A 16,614-nucleotide genomic window follows, 5' to 3' on the forward strand; every position below is an offset into this window, starting at 1 on the left:
AAATAATTAGCTATATCAAGATAAAACGCTTACATCATAAAATAGACACGGAAAATTTAGAATTTACTAAAAATTAATCACAAAAAGCAAATAAAGTGTGCTATCATAGATAAATGTTTTAAACGTATAACGGAGGATGAATACTATGGAAGTTGCTGATACTAGAACCGTGCAAGTGGAGAATGTCCTGATTGCACATCATTTTTTAAAAGATGTAGTTGTGCACACACCACTACAAAAAAACGACTATTTATCCGAGAAATACGGAGCTAATATTTATATTAAACGCGAAGATTTACAGCATGTACGCTCATTCAAGCTTCGTGGTGCCTATTATAAAATTAAAAAAATCGAGGATGAAGCGCGCAATGCTGGGGTTGTCTGTGCAAGTGCAGGCAATCATGCACAAGGTGTAGCTTATGCCTGTGCCCAATTAAAAATTCAAGCAAGCATTTTTATGCCACAAACAACGCCGAAGCAAAAAATAGACCAAGTACGTATGTTTGGTCGTGAATATGTGGAAATTATTTTAGCAGGAGATACATTCGATGATTCTGCTGAAAGCGCGTTGAGCTATTGTGAAGAGCATGGTAAAATCTTCATTCATCCATTTGATGATTTTGATGTCATTGCTGGTCAAGGAACGGTAGCGGTAGAAATTATGAATGATATGGAGGAGCCAATCGACTACGTATTCGGAAGTATTGGCGGTGGTGGCTTAATGTCAGGCGTGTCTGCCTACATTAAAAATCTCTCTCCTACTAGTAAAATTATTGGTGTGGAGCCTGCTGGTGCTGGTAGTATGAAGGCTGCCTTTGCTGAAGGTGGCGCAGTTGCTCTTGATTGGATTGATAAATTCGTTGATGGTGCTGCAGTAAAATGCGTCGGTCATCATACTTATGATGTTTGCCGTCGCTATTTAGATGATATTGTTCTTGTACCTGAAGGCAAGGTATGTACGACCATTCTAGATCTATATAATAAACATGCGATTATCGCTGAGCCTGCAGGAGCATTATCAGTGGCAGCTCTTGATTTTTATAAAGAAGAAATTAAAGGTAAGTCAGTCGTTGTCATCATCAGTGGTGGGAATAATGACATTGGACGAATGCAGGAGATTAAAGAAAAGTCACTTATACACGAAGGCTTACTTTACTACTTCATCGTCAGCTTCCCTCAGCGTGCCGGAGCATTACGTCAATTCCTCACTAGTGTACTTGGACCAAACGATGACATTACTACCTTTGAATATACCAAGAAAAATAATAAAGAAAGTGGCCCTGCACTAGTCGGCATTGAGTTAGGTGATCGTGCTGAATATGAAGGACTACTTGCCCGAATGGATGAATTCGGCTTCAAATACAAAGAAGTAAACAACGATATTCAACTATTTGGCTTACTCGTTTAAAATCAAGAGCCTCACTTCTCTGAAAGTGAGGCTTTTTTATGTGATAAAATTTATCAATCGTTTTATTTCCCTAAATAAAAATTATTAAAACTAGTTGATGTTGAAAAAACAATATCGTCTGCGGAAAGAGACATTCTGGCAAGGCGAGGGATCGATATCTGTTCCGCCAGCGTCCAGGTGGCATCTGATGAGCCGCTAAATCCCCTAAGAGCTGACTCCTCTCCAATCAACCCATTTGAAACTGTGTCCTTTCATTTTCTATCATACTAACAATGTGGAAAAACGATGTGTGACAACGCCCCTCCATAAAGAGTAGTGAGGACCTTTGCTAAATTGATGAGCTGGATTGGAGGGCTACTTGACTCCCATGAGATAGATCGGAATCCCACTTAAGAAATCAAGTATTTTCACCATTCATAAAAATACTTTTCTAACACTATAAAAAAACGCCCATACAAGTGTATGAGCGTTTCGATATTAACCTAATAGAGCACGGTCTGAATTCATTTTTTCCCCACGAATACGTTCAAACTCGGACATTAAATCAGGAATTGTTAATTCATGTTTGCGATCTTCACCAACTTCTAAAATGATTTGGCCTTTATCCATCATAATAAGACGATTCCCTAAGTCTAATGCTTGCTGCATATTGTGCGTTACCATTAATGTGGTTAAATTATCTTTTTCCACTAAGTATTTCGTAATACGGGTAATTAATTCTGCACGTGATGGATCAAGTGCAGCTGTATGCTCATCTAGCAATAAAATAGATGGCTTTGTGAAGGTAGCCATTAAGAGCGACAAAGCTTGACGTTCCCCACCTGAAAGTAAACCTACCTTAGCAGAAAGACGATTCTCAAGATTCAAACCAAGCATCGCTAGCGATTCTTTAAAAAATTCACGACGCTTTTTGTCCACACCATTGCGTAGCCCTCTATGTTTATTTCGAGAGTATGCTAATGCTAGATTTTCTTCAATTGTCATCGTAGGTGCAGTTCCTGCCATTGGGTCCTGGAAGACACGCCCAATGTATTGAGAGCGTTTATATTCAGGCAAACTTGTCACATCATTACCATCAATCAATACTGTACCGAAATCGGGTGTTAAAGCACCTGAAATCATATTCATCATCGTTGATTTACCTGCACCATTACTACCTATAATTGTCACAAAATCACCGGGCTTTAAATGTAGGTTGATCTCCGCAAGTGCAATCTTCTCATCAGGTGTTCCTTCATTAAATACCTTATTAATACCATGTAATTTAAGCAAGGCCGTTACCTCCCTGCTCTACTTTTTTTACTTGTGAAAGTTCTGCAGCACGTTTAGCTTTACGTTTACGTTCTTTACTCTTATTAATAAATTGCGGTAAGATCAGCGCCAAAATAACGATGATCGCTGTAATTAATTTCATGTCTCCTGAATCAAGGAAATCTACACGTAATGCTAAAGCTAATATAATACGATAAATGATGGCTCCTGCAATAACGGCAAACGTTGTACGGATAATAGTTTTAGTCCCAAAAATAGCTTCACCAATAATAACGGATGCGAGACCGATCACAATCATACCAATCCCCATACTAACATCAGAGAACTTCGAATATTGTGCGATTAAAGCTCCAGAAAATGCGACAAGCGCATTGGAAAGACCTAGCCCCAAAATGATAAGTGTATCTGTATTTGCAGAGAAGCTGCGAATCATTCGTTTATTATCACCAGTTGCTCGGATTGCTAGCCCAACTTCTGTCTTTAAGAACCAGTCTGCTATTAACTTAATTAAAATCGTGATGATTAATACAACAATCAGCACACTCCATGTACCTGGTACATGCTGAAAGCCTATGCTTTTTAATAGGTTATTGATAGCATCATCGATCCCTAAATTACTCCAAAAAGATTGAAACTTTGAAAAGATTGTTTCAGAGTTTAGTAGTGGAATATTCGGGCGACCTATCGTATTTTCTGCAGTTAACCCCATGATACGTAGATTAATTGAATATAAAGCAATCATCATTAAAATTCCTGATAAAAGCGGATTAATCTTTCCTTTCGTGTGAAGAATTCCTGTCATACATCCAGCAATAAATCCAGCAACAATTGCCACTAAAGTCGCTAAGATTGGGTGGTAGCCAAGCAAAACCATTGTTGCTGCAGTTGCCGCCCCTGTTACAAAGCTTCCATCAACCGTTAAATCCGGAAAATCTAACACCCGAAATGTTAAATATACACCAAGTGCCATAATTGCATAGATGATTCCTTGCTCCACTGCGCCAAATAATGCTAAAAACATCGTTGAATCATCTCCTAAATCTCTTTATTATTTATATCGCTTGTAAAATGAAGATAAAGCGGGGATAGTTCTCCCCCGCTTCGTTTTACTGTTCTAGAATTTCTGCACCCCAAGAATCTTTCATTTCGATGCCTAAATCATCTGCTACTTTTTTATTGATTAATAGTTTCAGATTTTGAGGATATTGTGCTGGTGTATCAGCAGGTGTTGCTTCACCTTTTAAAATTTTCACAGCCATTTGACCTGCTTCATAACCGATATCGAAATATTCAAATCCATAAGCCGCTAAACCACCACGTGCCACAGAATCTAATTCTCCTACGATTAATGGTAATTTATTCGTATTGGCAACATCAATTACCGATTCTAAAGCAGAAACTACTGTGTTATCAGTAATAATATAGAAAGCATCTACTTTACCAATTAGAGATTCTGTCGCTTGCTTTACATCTGCTGAAGTGGATGCTGATGCTTCTACCACCGTTAAACCTTGTTCATCCATAACCTTTTTCACTTCTGAAACTTGGGCAACTGAGTTTTGCTCACCCGCATTGTAGACCATCCCTACTTTTTTCGCACCAAGGTCTTTTAAGAATGCTACTGTTTTAGAAATCGTTTCAGGATGTAGATCAATTGTGCCTGTAATATTTTTCCCTGGCTTCTCCATTGAGTCGATTAACTGTGCACCAACAGCATCTGTAACCGATGTAAAAATAATTGGAATATCACTTGTTGCTGTTGCAGCTGCTTGTGCAGAAGGTGTAGAGTTAGCAAAAATTAAATCTACGTTTGCACTCACTAGATTGTTAGCAATCGTTGTGTTAAGGCTGTTATCTCCTTGCGCAATTTGTGGATCGTAGTCAACTTTTAAGCCAGCATCTTCAATTGCTTTTTTAAAGCCTTCCGTTGCTGCGTTTAACGATGGATGCTCAACAATTTGAGTAATCCCGATTTTATATGTTTTATCGTCTGCATTTCCGCTCTCACTTGCATTGTTTTTTTCATTTCCTTTTGAATCTGCTGTACCTGAGCCACCGCTACCACAAGCAGCAAGAAGCAACACTAATCCAAAAAGAAGGAATGACAACTTCTTTACATTGCTTTTCACAAATAATCCCCCCGATTATATTCTCGAATATCTATCGCACTTTATCCAAACAAAGTGTGAATGTATCGCTATATTATCGTTATTATCGAGCTCCGTCAACAACATTATGAATGTTCTGACTTTTAAAAGTGACAAAATATTTTAGTTTTTCATTTAATTTGGCGCTTTAAACCGCTAAACTACGCTGTTTTAGTTAATCGATTTCTTTTTTCAACATAGTAAAAAATATTTATGACAATTTTGCGACGATAGGACATTATAGACAAAGTCTGACATTTGACTTCTACTAGATATCTATAATAGAATATTTACTTGTGTGAAAGCACCGTGGTTCGTAACCATCCCACGAAAAAAAACTAAGGAGAAATGAATATGAAAATAAAATTTTTAGCAGCAAGTGGTATCATTGCAGCTCTATATATAGCTGTAACCATGCTTGTTGCCCCATTTGGTTTTACAGAGGTACAGTTCCGAGTATCTGAGATGTTTAACCATTTAGTGGCCTTTAATCCACGCTTTGCCGTAGGGATTATTATTGGTGTATTGATTTCTAATCTCTTTTCACCACTTGGCATTTACGATTTAGTGTTTGGTGTAGGTCATTCAATGATTACTCTTGGCCTGTTTATTTTAATCTGTAAATTTGTCAAAAATATTTGGGCACGTTTAATTATTAATACATTGCTCTTTACATGTACTATGTTTATCATTGCCTTTGAGCTGAACTTGGCTTTAGAGTTGCCATTTTTCTGGACTTGGCTAACCGTCGCGGCGGGTGAATTTGTTGTATTAGCTGTAGGTGCACCGATTATGTATGTATTAAACAAACGCCTTGACTTTAAAAATTTGATTTAACTGACGGATCTTTTTAGATTCGTCTTTTTTCTTGACACTATTCTGAAAATACTCTACAATTCTTTCTAATAAATGCAAGGAAGAAGAGTAGTAGCAAGCATTGTTACTTTTAGAGAGCTGGTGGTTGGTGCAAACCAGTAGTACAGACTTGTGAATGGACTTCAGAGCAGCCTTATCAAATGTAAGGCCGTTTCGCTCCCCGTTACCGGAGCAGGAAAGCGCGCAAAAATTGCGAATGAAGGTGGCACCACGGTTACTCGTCCTTTTTATGAGGGATTGGAGTGGCTTTTTTTTTGGAAAAATTAGCATAGAGGAGTCGAGTTAAGATGAGTACAGTAGTAGAAAAAAAGGGATATTTCGGTGAATTTGGTGGAAGCTTTGTTCCAAAGGAGCTTCAAAATGTTTTAAATAGACTAGATGAGAATTTTCAAAAGTATAAAGAGGATGATGATTTTAAGCAAGAATTAGATTACTATTTCCGTGAATATGTCGGTCGTAAATCCCCTCTTTATTTTGCAGAGAATTTAACAAAGCAATTAGGTGGCGCAAAAATCTATTTAAAACGTGAAGACCTTAACCACACAGGCTCCCATAAAATCAATAATGTATTAGGACAAATTTTACTAGCTAAACGTATGGGAGCAAATCGCGTGATTGCCGAAACAGGGGCAGGTCAACATGGTGTAGCAACAGCTACAGCGTGTGCCATGTTTGGAATGGATTGCACGATTTATATGGGCTTGGAAGATACAAAACGTCAGGCATTGAACGTATTTCGCATGGAACTTCTCGGCGCGAAAGTTGTAGCTGTCGATAAAGGGCAAGGCCGCTTAAAGGATGCAGTAGATGAGGCATTCGCTGACTTAGTAGAAAACTATGAAACAACCTTCTATTTATTAGGCTCAGCAGTTGGACCACATCCCTTCCCATCAATGGTTAAACATTTTCAATCAGTGATTAGCCGCGAAAGTCGTGAACAGATATTAGAAAAGGAAGGAAAGCTGCCGACAGCTGTTCTTGCCTGTGTAGGAGGCGGTAGTAATGCCATTGGGGCATTTGCTGATTATATTGCAGACGAAGATGTTCGTCTTATTGGAATAGAGCCAGACAAAGCTGCTACCTTAAACGAAGGAACACCAGGAGAGCTACACGGCTTCAAATGTTTAGTACTTCAGGACGCAGAAGGTAACCCACTCCCTACCTATTCAATAGCAGCTGGTTTAGATTATCCAGGTGCGGGACCTGAGCATAGCCATTTGAAAACAATCGGCCGTGCTGAGTATGTGACCGTGACAAATGAAGAAGTTTTAGATGCCTTCCAAGTACTTTCTAAGGTTGAAGGTATTATTCCTGCTCTTGAAAGCTCACATGCAGTCGCACATGCTCTAAAATTAGCACCAACTTTATCATCTGGGGAAAGCATTATTATTAATATCTCTGGTCGTGGCGATAAAGACGTTGAACAAGTCTTCCATATGCTAACTAAATAACTCAAAAAAGAGCGACTTCCATTTACGGAAATCGCTCTTTTACCTATACCAATGATTTAGGATAAATTTCTGCTACATTATCTCGCAGCTTCGCTTTCAGGAATTTTCCGACAGATGTCTTTGGAATTTCTTCTAGAAAGACGACTGCATCTGGTACCCACCACTTGGCAAATTGATTTTCTAAAAAAGCAAGAAGCTCTGGTTCAGTTACTGATTGTCCCTCTTTCAATACAACGCAAGCTAATGGACGCTCCTGCCATTTAGCATGGGGCATGGCAATGACAGCCGCTTCTAAAACGGCATCATGAGTCATCAGCGCATTTTCCAAATCAACAGAGGAAATCCATTCCCCACCTGATTTAATAAGATCCTTCGTACGGTCCGTAATTTTAATAAAGCCATCTGCTGTTCGTACAGCAATATCACCAGTATATAACCAACCATCTCGATAGGCATCTGCTGTTCGCTCATCACGATAGTATTCGTTGGAAATCCATGGGCCTTTTAAACGTAATTCCCCCATTGTTTCGCCATCCCAAGGTACCTCCCCCGCCTCATTAATAATACTAGATTCGATACCTGCCATTGTCATCCCTTGCATCGCTCGAGCTTCAATACGCTTTTCAATCGGCCAATCTTCCATCCATGACATATAATTAGACAATGCCACGATTGGTGTAGTTTCCGTCATGCCGTAGACAACAATATAAGGAATCCCATATTTTTCTTCAAATGTCCGAATGAGTCGAGTTGGTGAAGCCGATCCACCACAGCATATCGCTCTTAAAGAACTAATATCTCGTTCTTTCTTTTCCTGCTCCTGTAGGGCACCTATCCAAATGGTTGGAACACCAGCAGTTAATGTAACCTTTTCTTGTTCGATTAAATCCATTATTAATGCTGAAGTAAATTGTGGACCTGGTAGAACTTGTGTAGCACCCACATTGACACTAGCAAAAGGCAAGCCCCATGCATTTGCATGAAACATGGGTACAATCGGCATCACGACATCTCTTTCCGCAATTCCCATAGAGTCAGACATACTCAGCATGATACTGTGTAATACTAAACCCCGATGGGAATAGACAACCCCCTTTGGATTCCCTGTTGTGGCGCTTGTATAGCACATACCGGCAGGTGCTTCTTCATCAATATCCTCTGGAAATTGAAATTCTTCATCAGCAGTAGCTATTATGTCCTCATAGGATAAAACATTTTGTAATGTAGTCTTTGGCAAAGCTGGTTCATCCGTCATAATGATATAATGTTTCACTGTATCAAGTTTTGGCGCAATATTTTCAATGATCGGTAATAAATCTACATCTACCATTAAAATCTCATCTTCTGCATGATTAATAATATAGATCAAATGCTCTTCTGATAAACGAATATTTACCATGTGTAAGATTGCCCCTGAGCAAGGCACAGCAAAATAAGCTTCTAAATGTCGATGCTGATTCCACGCAAAGGAGCCGACTTTTGTTCCTCTTGTCATCCCAAGCTTCGTAAGGGCATCTGCTAAACGACGCGTTCTTTTTGCCCACTGCCCATATGTTAAACGATGTATTTTGTGTGGGCTTGTCCGTGAAATAATTGATTTTCTTGCAAAATAGCTCTCTGCTCGTTTAAAAAAACTAGTTAAAACTAATGGTGCTTGCATCATAAACCCCATCATCCCTTCATTTGTGAATTTCCCCTTGTGAAATTATCATAGTATCAATTTAACTGAATACTATTAATATTCCGAATATTATTATATTTTAATTTCATAATTTAATCTATATATTCCAATAATTTTCTTTTATATATAAAAAAACGGATGAAGTCTAGTCTTCACCCGTTGCCTATCTATTATGAAATTGCTTTTTTATGCAGTTTAATTTTCAATTTTTCTAACATATCTACCGTCATTTTAGCTAAATCATATTCTGCTTTGAAGCCCCATTCTTTTTGAGCCGCTTCAATATTTAAAGAGTTTGGCCAGCTATCTGCAATGGCCTGACGAACAGGATCTACCTGATAGCTCATTGTAAAATTTGGTAAGTGTTTCTTGATTTCAGCCGCGATTTGCGAAGGTTCGAAGCTCATGGCTGTAATATTAAAAGCATTGCGATGAACAAGCTTACTACCGTCTGCTTCCATTAAATCTACAATAGCTTGTAAGGCATCTGGCATGTACATCATATCCATAAATGTACCTTCCTGAATATACGATGTATATTTGCCTTGTTCGATGGCTTCATAGAAAATTTCTACTGCATAATCTGTTGTACCACCACCTGGAGGTGTTACATAAGAAATTAGCCCTGGGAAGCGTACTCCGCGTGTATCAACACCAAAACGATTGAAGTAATAATCGCATAATAACTCACCCGCTACCTTATTTACCCCATACATAGTTGTTGGTCTTTGCAAAGTATCCTGTGGTGTATCTTCCTTAGGTGTAGACGGACCAAACGCACCAATTGAGCTTGGCGTGAAAAATTGCATATTTAACTCACGTGAAACTTCTAACGCATTCATTAATCCACCCATATTTAAATTCCAAGCTAACAATGGATTTCTCTCTGCTGTAGCTGATAATAATGCTGCTAAATGCATCATCGTATCTGCACCGAAGTCCTTTGCTAAATCATGCATTCTTTGTCCATCTGTCACGTCCAATATTTCAAATGGGCCCTTAGTATGTTCAAGCTTTCTAATGTCTGTAGCAAGTATATTGTCCTCTCCATAAATACCACGAAGTTTTTCTACTAGCTCAGAACCAATTTGACCAAGTGCTCCAGTAACAATAATCTTTTTCATTTCCCAAAACCTCCACATGTGAACAATTGTACTTTCTGAAAGTACAAAAATATATTAATAAACATTGATTTAATAACACTTTCAATGAAATTCATTATAATGTGTTCGTTTTGAAAATACAACAATTATATTAACAATATTCCTTACAAAGAACATACAATCCCTTATCCACAGTATATGAGGTCATGAAAAATATTGTGCTACAAAAATATATAAAACACATTTGTACACCTCAAAAACACAAAACTTTTGCACTTTCATAAGCTAGTTTTGTAACCATGCAAAAAAAGAATCTTCTTTGCTATTTTTTGCAAAGAAGACCCTTTTCGAATATTATTCTTTAATATTAAATTATATCGAAAAACGTTTGACAGCTATTTGCAAAACTTTTGATACTTTGCGCAATTCCTTAATATAATTATGGAACTGTTGCTGAGCTGTTAATTGATCAGCTGTTAACGTAGCTACATGCTTAGTAGACACGGCATTCGTATCAGATAAGGCTGTCAGCATACCTGCATCCTCACTTACCTTCTTCGTGTGATTGGCAATCTCTTGAACCGTAGCAGATACTTCCATAATATAAGGCTTAATAGTATGTACTTTTTCTAAAATTTGATCAAAACTTGACGCAGTTTGTCCTGTAACAGCTACACCTTTTTCAGTCGCCACTAAAACGCCTTCCATCATTTGTACCGCATAACTCGAATCTAAATGGATGTTCTGTACAATGGATGTAATCGTTTGTGTCGATTGAACAGTTTGCTCTGCAAGCTTACGAACCTCATTAGCCACTACTGCAAAGCCTTTACCATGCTCTCCTGCTCTAGCGGCTTCAATTGACGCGTTTAAAGCTAATAAATTTGTTTGCGCTGTTATTCTTTCTATTACTTCAATCATTTGATCTATCGATGCAGCTCGCTCTACTAAATTAAAGATAGCTGTATTAGATTTTTCAACCGCCTGCTTAATAGCTTGCATTTGCGTTAAATTAGCCTGTACAATTTCAGTTCCGCTTTCTGCATCTCTGGCCGTTTTTTGTGCAAAACTTTCTACAACCTGAACCTTTTCTAAAATAACCTGTACATCATTTAAAACTTCCTCTAAGGAAGCCGTATTCGAAGCTAATTTACTAGAAGAAGCAGACGTTGACTCTGAAATAGATTGTACATCCTTCGCTATTTTTAATGTCGTTGTTGATGATTGCTCAGAGGATTTCTGCAATTTCCCAGTCATTTCTTCTACTTCATAGGCACTGTCTGTCACAGTATGGAGTAGTCGTTTCACCTCTGTTACCATTTGATTGTAAGACAGAACTACTTCACCAAGCTCATCATGAGCTACATAACTTGCATTGGCAGTGAAATCACCTTGTTCTGCACGTTTTAATAACGACTTTAGTTGACGGGTTGGCACATTGACTGCCTTCGTTGCGATAAAACCGATAAGGATAACAAGCAAGACAACCGCTAAGCATACACCACCTAGTAACCAGTAGCCAAATTGCACATCTTTCTGATAAGCCTGCTGTTGATCTTTTGCTCGTTGAACCAAATAATTTTGCGTATCTTCTAATAATGCATGACTCTCCTGACTAATTGGTAAAAATGTTTGCACATAAAACTGATCTAGCTCACCATGGTTCAATTGCTTAAAATTCTCAATGGCTTCTTCCTGCTTCTTAAGCAATGACTTATACTTCTTAATTTGATGACTCATCTTTTTATCAATTTCTTGGCTATCTAGATGCTCTAAAGGCTGGGCCATGTTTTGTAAAATGGCTGTCATTTCTTTATCGTCACCCTTCGAATCTACTATAAAATCCAATCGACGCTGTGATTCTTCTAGCTCATTTAGCCATCCAATTGGGACAAGTCCCTGTGTGTAACTCTCACTTGCATGCCACGACATTTTCCTTAAATAATCTACACTGAATACACCTAGCAATACATTCGATAATACACAAACAATCATGAGTACAAGTAACTTGTCCTTCACCTTAATGAAACGGAAAAAATGCATGATCCTTGGCTCCTCCTCCAACTCTTACCAATAATGATAGTATAGAGATATAAAGCCAGTGTTATATTTTTGTAAATTTTAATCGAAATATTAAGAATTTATACCCATCATTTAGTTTTATTTAGGTAATTTAACTCGCTAAATTAGCCAGATTGTTGCTACTTATTCATACTACTTTTAGGAAAACATTCGCAACCTTCCATACATTGTCAGCGTTCCTAATAGAGAATGGAGGTGTTACATTTGACGCAATTCAAGAAGTTAGATTGGAGTTTAGTAATAAGTCTTCTTTTACTCGGCGCTATTAGTTGCCTTTTTGTCCATTCTAGTAGTGTAAATTTTGAACAGTATTCAAGTTCCTTTATTATCAAACAGTTTTTATTTTATGTCATCGGATTCACCATCATGTTTGGAATTTCCTTGCTTGATATTGAACAATTGAAAAAGATTGGATGGCCATTTTACTTCCTAATAGTTGCTTTAACGGCTGGTCTTATTGTTGCACCTGAAAGCATTGCTCGAACGATCAATCAGGCAAAATCATGGTATCAGATCCCGTTTTTAGGTTCTCTCCAACCATCGGAATTTTTAAAATTCGCTTTTTTAATAGTTGTGAGTAAGGTCATTATTGCTCATCAAGAGAAAAATGTTCGCCCCTCTTATCTAGCAGATTTTTGGTTACTTATAAAAATCGGGCTAATTGTCCTTCCTCCTACGCTACTTGTTTATAGACAACCCGATACAGGTATGGTCATGCTGTATATGGCAATGATTTTACCAATGATTTTCTTTTCAGGTATTCATAGAAAGCTTCTTGCCATATTTACGGCCGTTCCTCTAGTTATCATCAGTACGATGGTAGTGCTCTATGTCAGATTTAATGAATTTTTTACAGAGAAGGTTTTAGGTGCTCTCTCAGGACATCAGATTTCTAGAATTTATGGATGGCTTCAGCCTTATGAATATACAGATTCTTCTTTTCAAGTACGCCAAGGCTTTATGGCTATCGGATCAGGAGAATTTGTGGGCAAGGGCTATCTACATAACAATGTCTATGTACCAGAAAAACATACCGATTTTATATTCTCTACTATTGCAGAAGAGCTAGGTTTTATTGGAGGAGCATTTGTAATAGCACTACTATTTTTTGTTATCTATCGTATTGTTGTTATTACGGTAGTAGCGCGAGACCCCTTTATGACTTTAATGGGGGCAGGTATTTCAAGCTTACTAGCCTTTCAAATTACTCAAAATATAGGCATGACCATTGGACTTTTACCTGTCACAGGTGTCACCCTACCCTTTTTAAGCTATGGCGGAAGTTCGTTATTATCCAATTTTATGCTTATCGGAATCGTCATGATCATTCATAATTCATATAAGGGGTATATGTTTAAAGTAGGAGACTGACAAAATGCAAGTAGAGACATGTACATGCTTTTCTCTACTTGCAAAGTTAAGGGGTATTAACTCGTTAAAAACTTCTTCATACTTGCATTATATTGATCAATAAATAGCTTTGCTTCATTATATGGTAATTTTAAAGCAGCTAAAGCGGCACCACCTACCGGTAAGCTATAAGCACCCACGAAGTGATACTGATTACTACTCTTTTTATCTATAGCGATTAATTTTTTAGTAAATAGCTCCAATTCATTAAAAACGCCACCAGCTAGCACTACTTTGACTTGCTTATGTGCAAACGGGTTTTTATTGTAACAAGCGTCTATACTTTGATAAAAAACATGGCACACTTGATCAATAATCGTATTGGCTTCTCCATCACCACGTTTAGCACATTCAATTGCAACCTTACTTAAAGGAGATATGGTATCCCTCGGATGTCCTTCACCATATACCACTTCAATTATCTGCGGAACGGATTGTAATCGAAAATATTCTAATACCGCTGCTGTTAGAAGCGTTTCAGGACCTCTTTTATCGAATGCTTTAAATACCGCTTTTAATGTGCGAATGCCAATATCATAGCCACTGCCCTCATCATCAAAAATATAACCCCATCCTGCTGTACGTTCAATTCTTCCAGATGCATCTATACTGAGTGTAATCGCACCCGTACCAGAAATTTGTACAATGCCTGGCTGCCCCAAGGTTCCCGCATACAGCGCGTTCATTCCATCATTCGATAGTGATAGTTGACAGCCTTTCGGTAAAAGCGAGGTTAATAATGCATAGGTAATTTTCTCATTATTATTTTCTGTTACACCAGACAGGCCCGCATGGCACTTTGTAATGTGTTGAAATTCGTGAGGCTGTTGTCTTTTTAAATCATTTATTAATTCTGTTATCGTCTCTGTAAAATGCTCGAAGCTCATGGATGTGGGATTACTTTTGCCTGTTTCAGCTAGCGCCATAATTTGCCCATGACATGTTGAGATTGTTGCAATCGTTTTCGTTCCACCACCGTCTATTGCCAAAACATGCAAGTGCCTTCACCTCTATACAATTTTAATTGTAGATACAATTTCTCCTACCTCTATCCCTGCATCATTATGCACAAATGCAGGAGACAATGCTTTAATACGCTCAATTGTTTCTTGATTTTTATACTGCATTTGTTCCAATACAGAAGCAATTACATTCGGCCATGGACTTTCTGAACCATTCATAATTTTCAAGGCGAAACTTACTCCTTCATTTCTAAGAGCAAAACAGTATACGCCCTGTGCTCCGCCCTTCGCCACAATATTAGAGTCCTTTAATAATGCCGTACAAATAAAGTTTTGTGCTGCAATGATATGATTCTCTTGATTCATCACCGACGTAAGCTTGATTACTGCTTCACGAATTAGTTCATCATCAATCAATTCTGGTCGTGCTAACTTTAAATAGGCAATGGCCATGTTTTTTAACGGAATTGCAAAGACGGGCGCGCCACAGCCATCAATCCCTGTACGAATTCTCTCTATCTCATATTCACTTAAATAAGCAATATATTTTTTTATCATCTGTTGCAGTGGATGTTCTGGATGACAATATTGCTTGACATCATAGCCATTTGCTAAACATGCAGTTAAAAATCCTAAATGCTTGCCCGCGCAATTATGAAAGAGTTTCCTCTTTTCAAATCCCTGTTGAATATACTGTGTTTTAGGTTCCTCATTTAATGGATAGGATGCTGCACAAATTAATTCACTTTCATTAATAGGGAGTTTTTCCAGCAGAGAGACTAATGCCTCTTGATGATAAATTTCGCCTCTTTGTGAAGCCAAAAATAATGCACTTTCATTTGAAGTAATCCCGTATTTTTCTATAAAATCAGTCATAAAAATGGGAATGGCTTGAAATGGTTTTGCTGCAGAACGAAAATACACAGGCTCATAGTCTTGACCTACAGAGACGAATTCTTCCTTCGTTAGATTCACAGCACTCATTTGTCCATAATGCACATTTTCCATTAATCCTGAACGATACTCCTTTAAAAATTCTGAGTAAGCCACGAATCAACCAACCTTTCTTTAAACAGACAGCAACTGCTTTTGTGCTTGTAATGCCGCTCCTTTAACAACCCCTTCTTTTAATTGATTGGAAAACTGTAAATCAAAGTAGGGTTGTAATTCCTTCCATATATACTGTTTACACTTTTCACTAAGTAGTTTTTGAAATGTCACATTGTGCTCAATAATTTCTCCACTGACGATGACAGCCTCTGGTTCGTATAAACAAACTAGATTATTGATGGCTATAGCTAGAAAAGTAGCTACATCTTGTTGAATATCGATCGCCCATTGCTCACCTTGATCAACACACTGCAAAATCTCTTCTATTGATTGAATATTAAGATTTTTAGGTGTTCTTTTTAACAGCGTAACTTCAGAAACATACATCGATAAGCATCCTCTTTTACCACAGTGACACATTTCACCAAAGGGATTAATCGTTATATGACTTATTTCTCCAGCTTTATTTTGAATGCCACGATACACTTCTCCATTTAATAATATGGATGCTCCTATTCCCGTTCCAATTCCGACTAAAATACAATTTGAATACTGTGGCGTATAGATATCACCAATTTCAGCAATGATTTGCATTTTTAATTCATTATCTATGATGACTTCACAACCAAAAACACCATTCAAATCTTCTCTTATAGGGCAGTTTTCCCACTTCAATTGCTCAGAGGAAACGATAATTCCTTCCTCGTTATTGATTACTCCTGGAATTCCTATCCCAATGCCTAGTAATTTATCCTGAGCAATCTGATATTCTGTCATGATATTTTCTATAGATCGTTTAAGTAGATATATAGCTTCTTCGTATTGATGCTTGATGCTACATTTGACTTCCTGAAAGGCAATAAGCTTCCCTAAGAAATCTAGTATACCTATTCGAATAGTAAAACAGTCAATTTCTATCCCAATCGTATATAAAGCATCTTCTCGCATATGAATTAACGTAGGACGTCTACCAATGGCTGTTTCTTCCGATACCCCTTCAAGAATAAAGCCTTCCGCTTCTAGCTCCTGCACAATACGAGTAATGGTCGTAGGGCTCATTTTTGTATATTTTGATAATTGAATTCTTGAAATTGGCGCCATCTGCCTTATTGCGTCAAGCACAATATATTTATTTTGTCTTCGCATTTGTACTTGATCTTGCTTTTTCAAAT

The 16,614-nt window shown here is 37.7% G+C and carries 13 protein-coding genes, 1 riboswitch and 1 other annotated feature; of the genes, 4 read left to right on the forward strand and 9 right to left on the reverse strand.

What is annotated here, in order from left to right:
* The first annotated feature begins 145 nt into the window (after positions 1–145).
* On the forward strand, positions 146–1,408 hold the full coding sequence (ilvA, locus tag QH639_RS25440) for a threonine ammonia-lyase IlvA (protein ID WP_131520758.1): 1,263 nt from the start codon (positions 146–148) through the stop codon (positions 1,406–1,408).
* A gap of 477 nt (positions 1,409–1,885) precedes the next feature.
* On the opposite strand, the gene QH639_RS25445 is transcribed toward ilvA, so the two are convergent.
* From QH639_RS25445 to QH639_RS25455, 3 genes are all read right to left on the reverse strand, one after another.
* On the reverse strand, positions 1,886–2,680 hold the full coding sequence (locus QH639_RS25445) for an ABC transporter ATP-binding protein (protein ID WP_054549124.1): 795 nt from the start codon (positions 2,678–2,680) through the stop codon (positions 1,886–1,888).
* Positions 2,673–3,701 (reverse strand): ABC transporter permease, encoded by a 1,029-nt coding sequence (locus tag QH639_RS25450; protein WP_009371612.1) that lies wholly within the window; start codon positions 3,699–3,701, stop codon positions 2,673–2,675. The genes QH639_RS25445 and QH639_RS25450 overlap by 8 nt, the downstream gene beginning before the upstream one ends.
* Before the next feature lie 85 nt (positions 3,702–3,786).
* Entirely contained in the window at positions 3,787–4,809 is a 1,023-nt protein-coding gene (locus tag QH639_RS25455; protein WP_281115442.1) for an ABC transporter substrate-binding protein, read from the reverse strand.
* Between the two features lie 321 nt (positions 4,810–5,130).
* Positions 5,131–5,175: riboswitch (PreQ1 riboswitch) on the forward strand.
* A 6-nt stretch (positions 5,176–5,181) separates the two neighbouring features.
* On the opposite strand from QH639_RS25455, the gene QH639_RS25460 reads away from it, so the two are divergent.
* Both QH639_RS25460 and trpB read left to right on the forward strand, forming a co-directional pair.
* Entirely contained in the window at positions 5,182–5,664 is a 483-nt protein-coding gene (locus QH639_RS25460) for a QueT transporter family protein (protein WP_131520756.1), read from the forward strand.
* A gap of 68 nt (positions 5,665–5,732) precedes the next feature.
* Positions 5,733–5,932 (forward strand) — a binding site (T-box leader).
* Between the two features lie 58 nt (positions 5,933–5,990).
* Complete coding sequence (gene trpB, locus QH639_RS25465) at positions 5,991–7,154, forward strand: tryptophan synthase subunit beta (RefSeq protein ID WP_131520755.1); 1,164 nt, start codon at positions 5,991–5,993, stop codon at positions 7,152–7,154.
* Positions 7,155–7,197: 43 nt separating this feature from the next.
* Here trpB and QH639_RS25470 read toward each other — a convergent pair whose 3' ends face one another.
* The 3 genes from QH639_RS25470 to QH639_RS25480 form a co-directional block, all read right to left on the reverse strand.
* Entirely contained in the window at positions 7,198–8,817 is a 1,620-nt protein-coding gene (locus QH639_RS25470; RefSeq protein WP_281115443.1) for a long-chain fatty acid--CoA ligase, read from the reverse strand.
* A 188-nt stretch (positions 8,818–9,005) separates the two neighbouring features.
* The gene (locus QH639_RS25475; RefSeq protein ID WP_004225462.1) at positions 9,006–9,959 is read right to left on the reverse strand and encodes an L-threonine 3-dehydrogenase; all 954 of its coding nucleotides are present in this window, start codon (positions 9,957–9,959) and stop codon (positions 9,006–9,008) included.
* 351 nt (positions 9,960–10,310) lie between these two features.
* Positions 10,311–11,981 (reverse strand): methyl-accepting chemotaxis protein, encoded by a 1,671-nt coding sequence (locus QH639_RS25480; protein WP_281115444.1) that lies wholly within the window; start codon positions 11,979–11,981, stop codon positions 10,311–10,313.
* Between the two features lie 234 nt (positions 11,982–12,215).
* Between QH639_RS25480 and QH639_RS25485 the strand changes: the two genes are divergently transcribed.
* The gene (locus QH639_RS25485; RefSeq protein WP_281115445.1) at positions 12,216–13,391 is read left to right on the forward strand and encodes an FtsW/RodA/SpoVE family cell cycle protein; all 1,176 of its coding nucleotides are present in this window, start codon (positions 12,216–12,218) and stop codon (positions 13,389–13,391) included.
* 56 nt (positions 13,392–13,447) lie between these two features.
* On the opposite strand, the gene QH639_RS25490 is transcribed toward QH639_RS25485, so the two are convergent.
* Genes QH639_RS25490 through QH639_RS25500 form a run of 3 tightly spaced genes read right to left on the reverse strand, consistent with a single transcriptional unit; the run spans position 13,448 to position 16,612 of the window.
* Positions 13,448–14,428 (reverse strand): N-acetylglucosamine kinase, encoded by a 981-nt coding sequence (locus tag QH639_RS25490; RefSeq protein ID WP_131520751.1) that lies wholly within the window; start codon positions 14,426–14,428, stop codon positions 13,448–13,450.
* Between the two features lie 12 nt (positions 14,429–14,440).
* Positions 14,441–15,442 (reverse strand): asparaginase, encoded by a 1,002-nt coding sequence (locus QH639_RS25495; protein WP_131520750.1) that lies wholly within the window; start codon positions 15,440–15,442, stop codon positions 14,441–14,443.
* 18 nt (positions 15,443–15,460) lie between these two features.
* On the reverse strand, positions 15,461–16,612 hold the full coding sequence (locus QH639_RS25500; RefSeq protein WP_131520749.1) for an ROK family transcriptional regulator: 1,152 nt from the start codon (positions 16,610–16,612) through the stop codon (positions 15,461–15,463).
* Positions 16,613–16,614: the final 2 nt, after the last annotated feature.

The organism is Lysinibacillus sp. 1 U-2021 (assembly GCF_029916965.1).
Lineage (GTDB): Bacteria > Bacillota > Bacilli > Bacillales_A > Planococcaceae > Lysinibacillus > Lysinibacillus capsici.

Excerpts from the sequence above, each read along its gene's own strand:
- ilvA (WP_131520758.1), top strand. The coding sequence starts at position 146 with ATGGAAGTTGCTGATACTAGAACCGTGCAAGTGGAGAATGTCCTGATT.
- QH639_RS25450 (WP_009371612.1), bottom strand. The coding sequence starts at position 3,701 with ATGTTTTTAGCATTATTTGGCGCAGTGGAGCAAGGAATCATCTATGCA.
- QH639_RS25460 (WP_131520756.1), top strand. The coding sequence starts at position 5,182 with ATGAAAATAAAATTTTTAGCAGCAAGTGGTATCATTGCAGCTCTATAT.
- trpB (WP_131520755.1), top strand. The coding sequence starts at position 5,991 with ATGAGTACAGTAGTAGAAAAAAAGGGATATTTCGGTGAATTTGGTGGA.
- QH639_RS25470 (WP_281115443.1), bottom strand. The coding sequence starts at position 8,817 with ATGATGCAAGCACCATTAGTTTTAACTAGTTTTTTTAAACGAGCAGAG.
- QH639_RS25475 (WP_004225462.1), bottom strand. The coding sequence starts at position 9,959 with ATGAAAAAGATTATTGTTACTGGAGCACTTGGTCAAATTGGTTCTGAG.
- QH639_RS25480 (WP_281115444.1), bottom strand. The coding sequence starts at position 11,981 with ATGCATTTTTTCCGTTTCATTAAGGTGAAGGACAAGTTACTTGTACTC.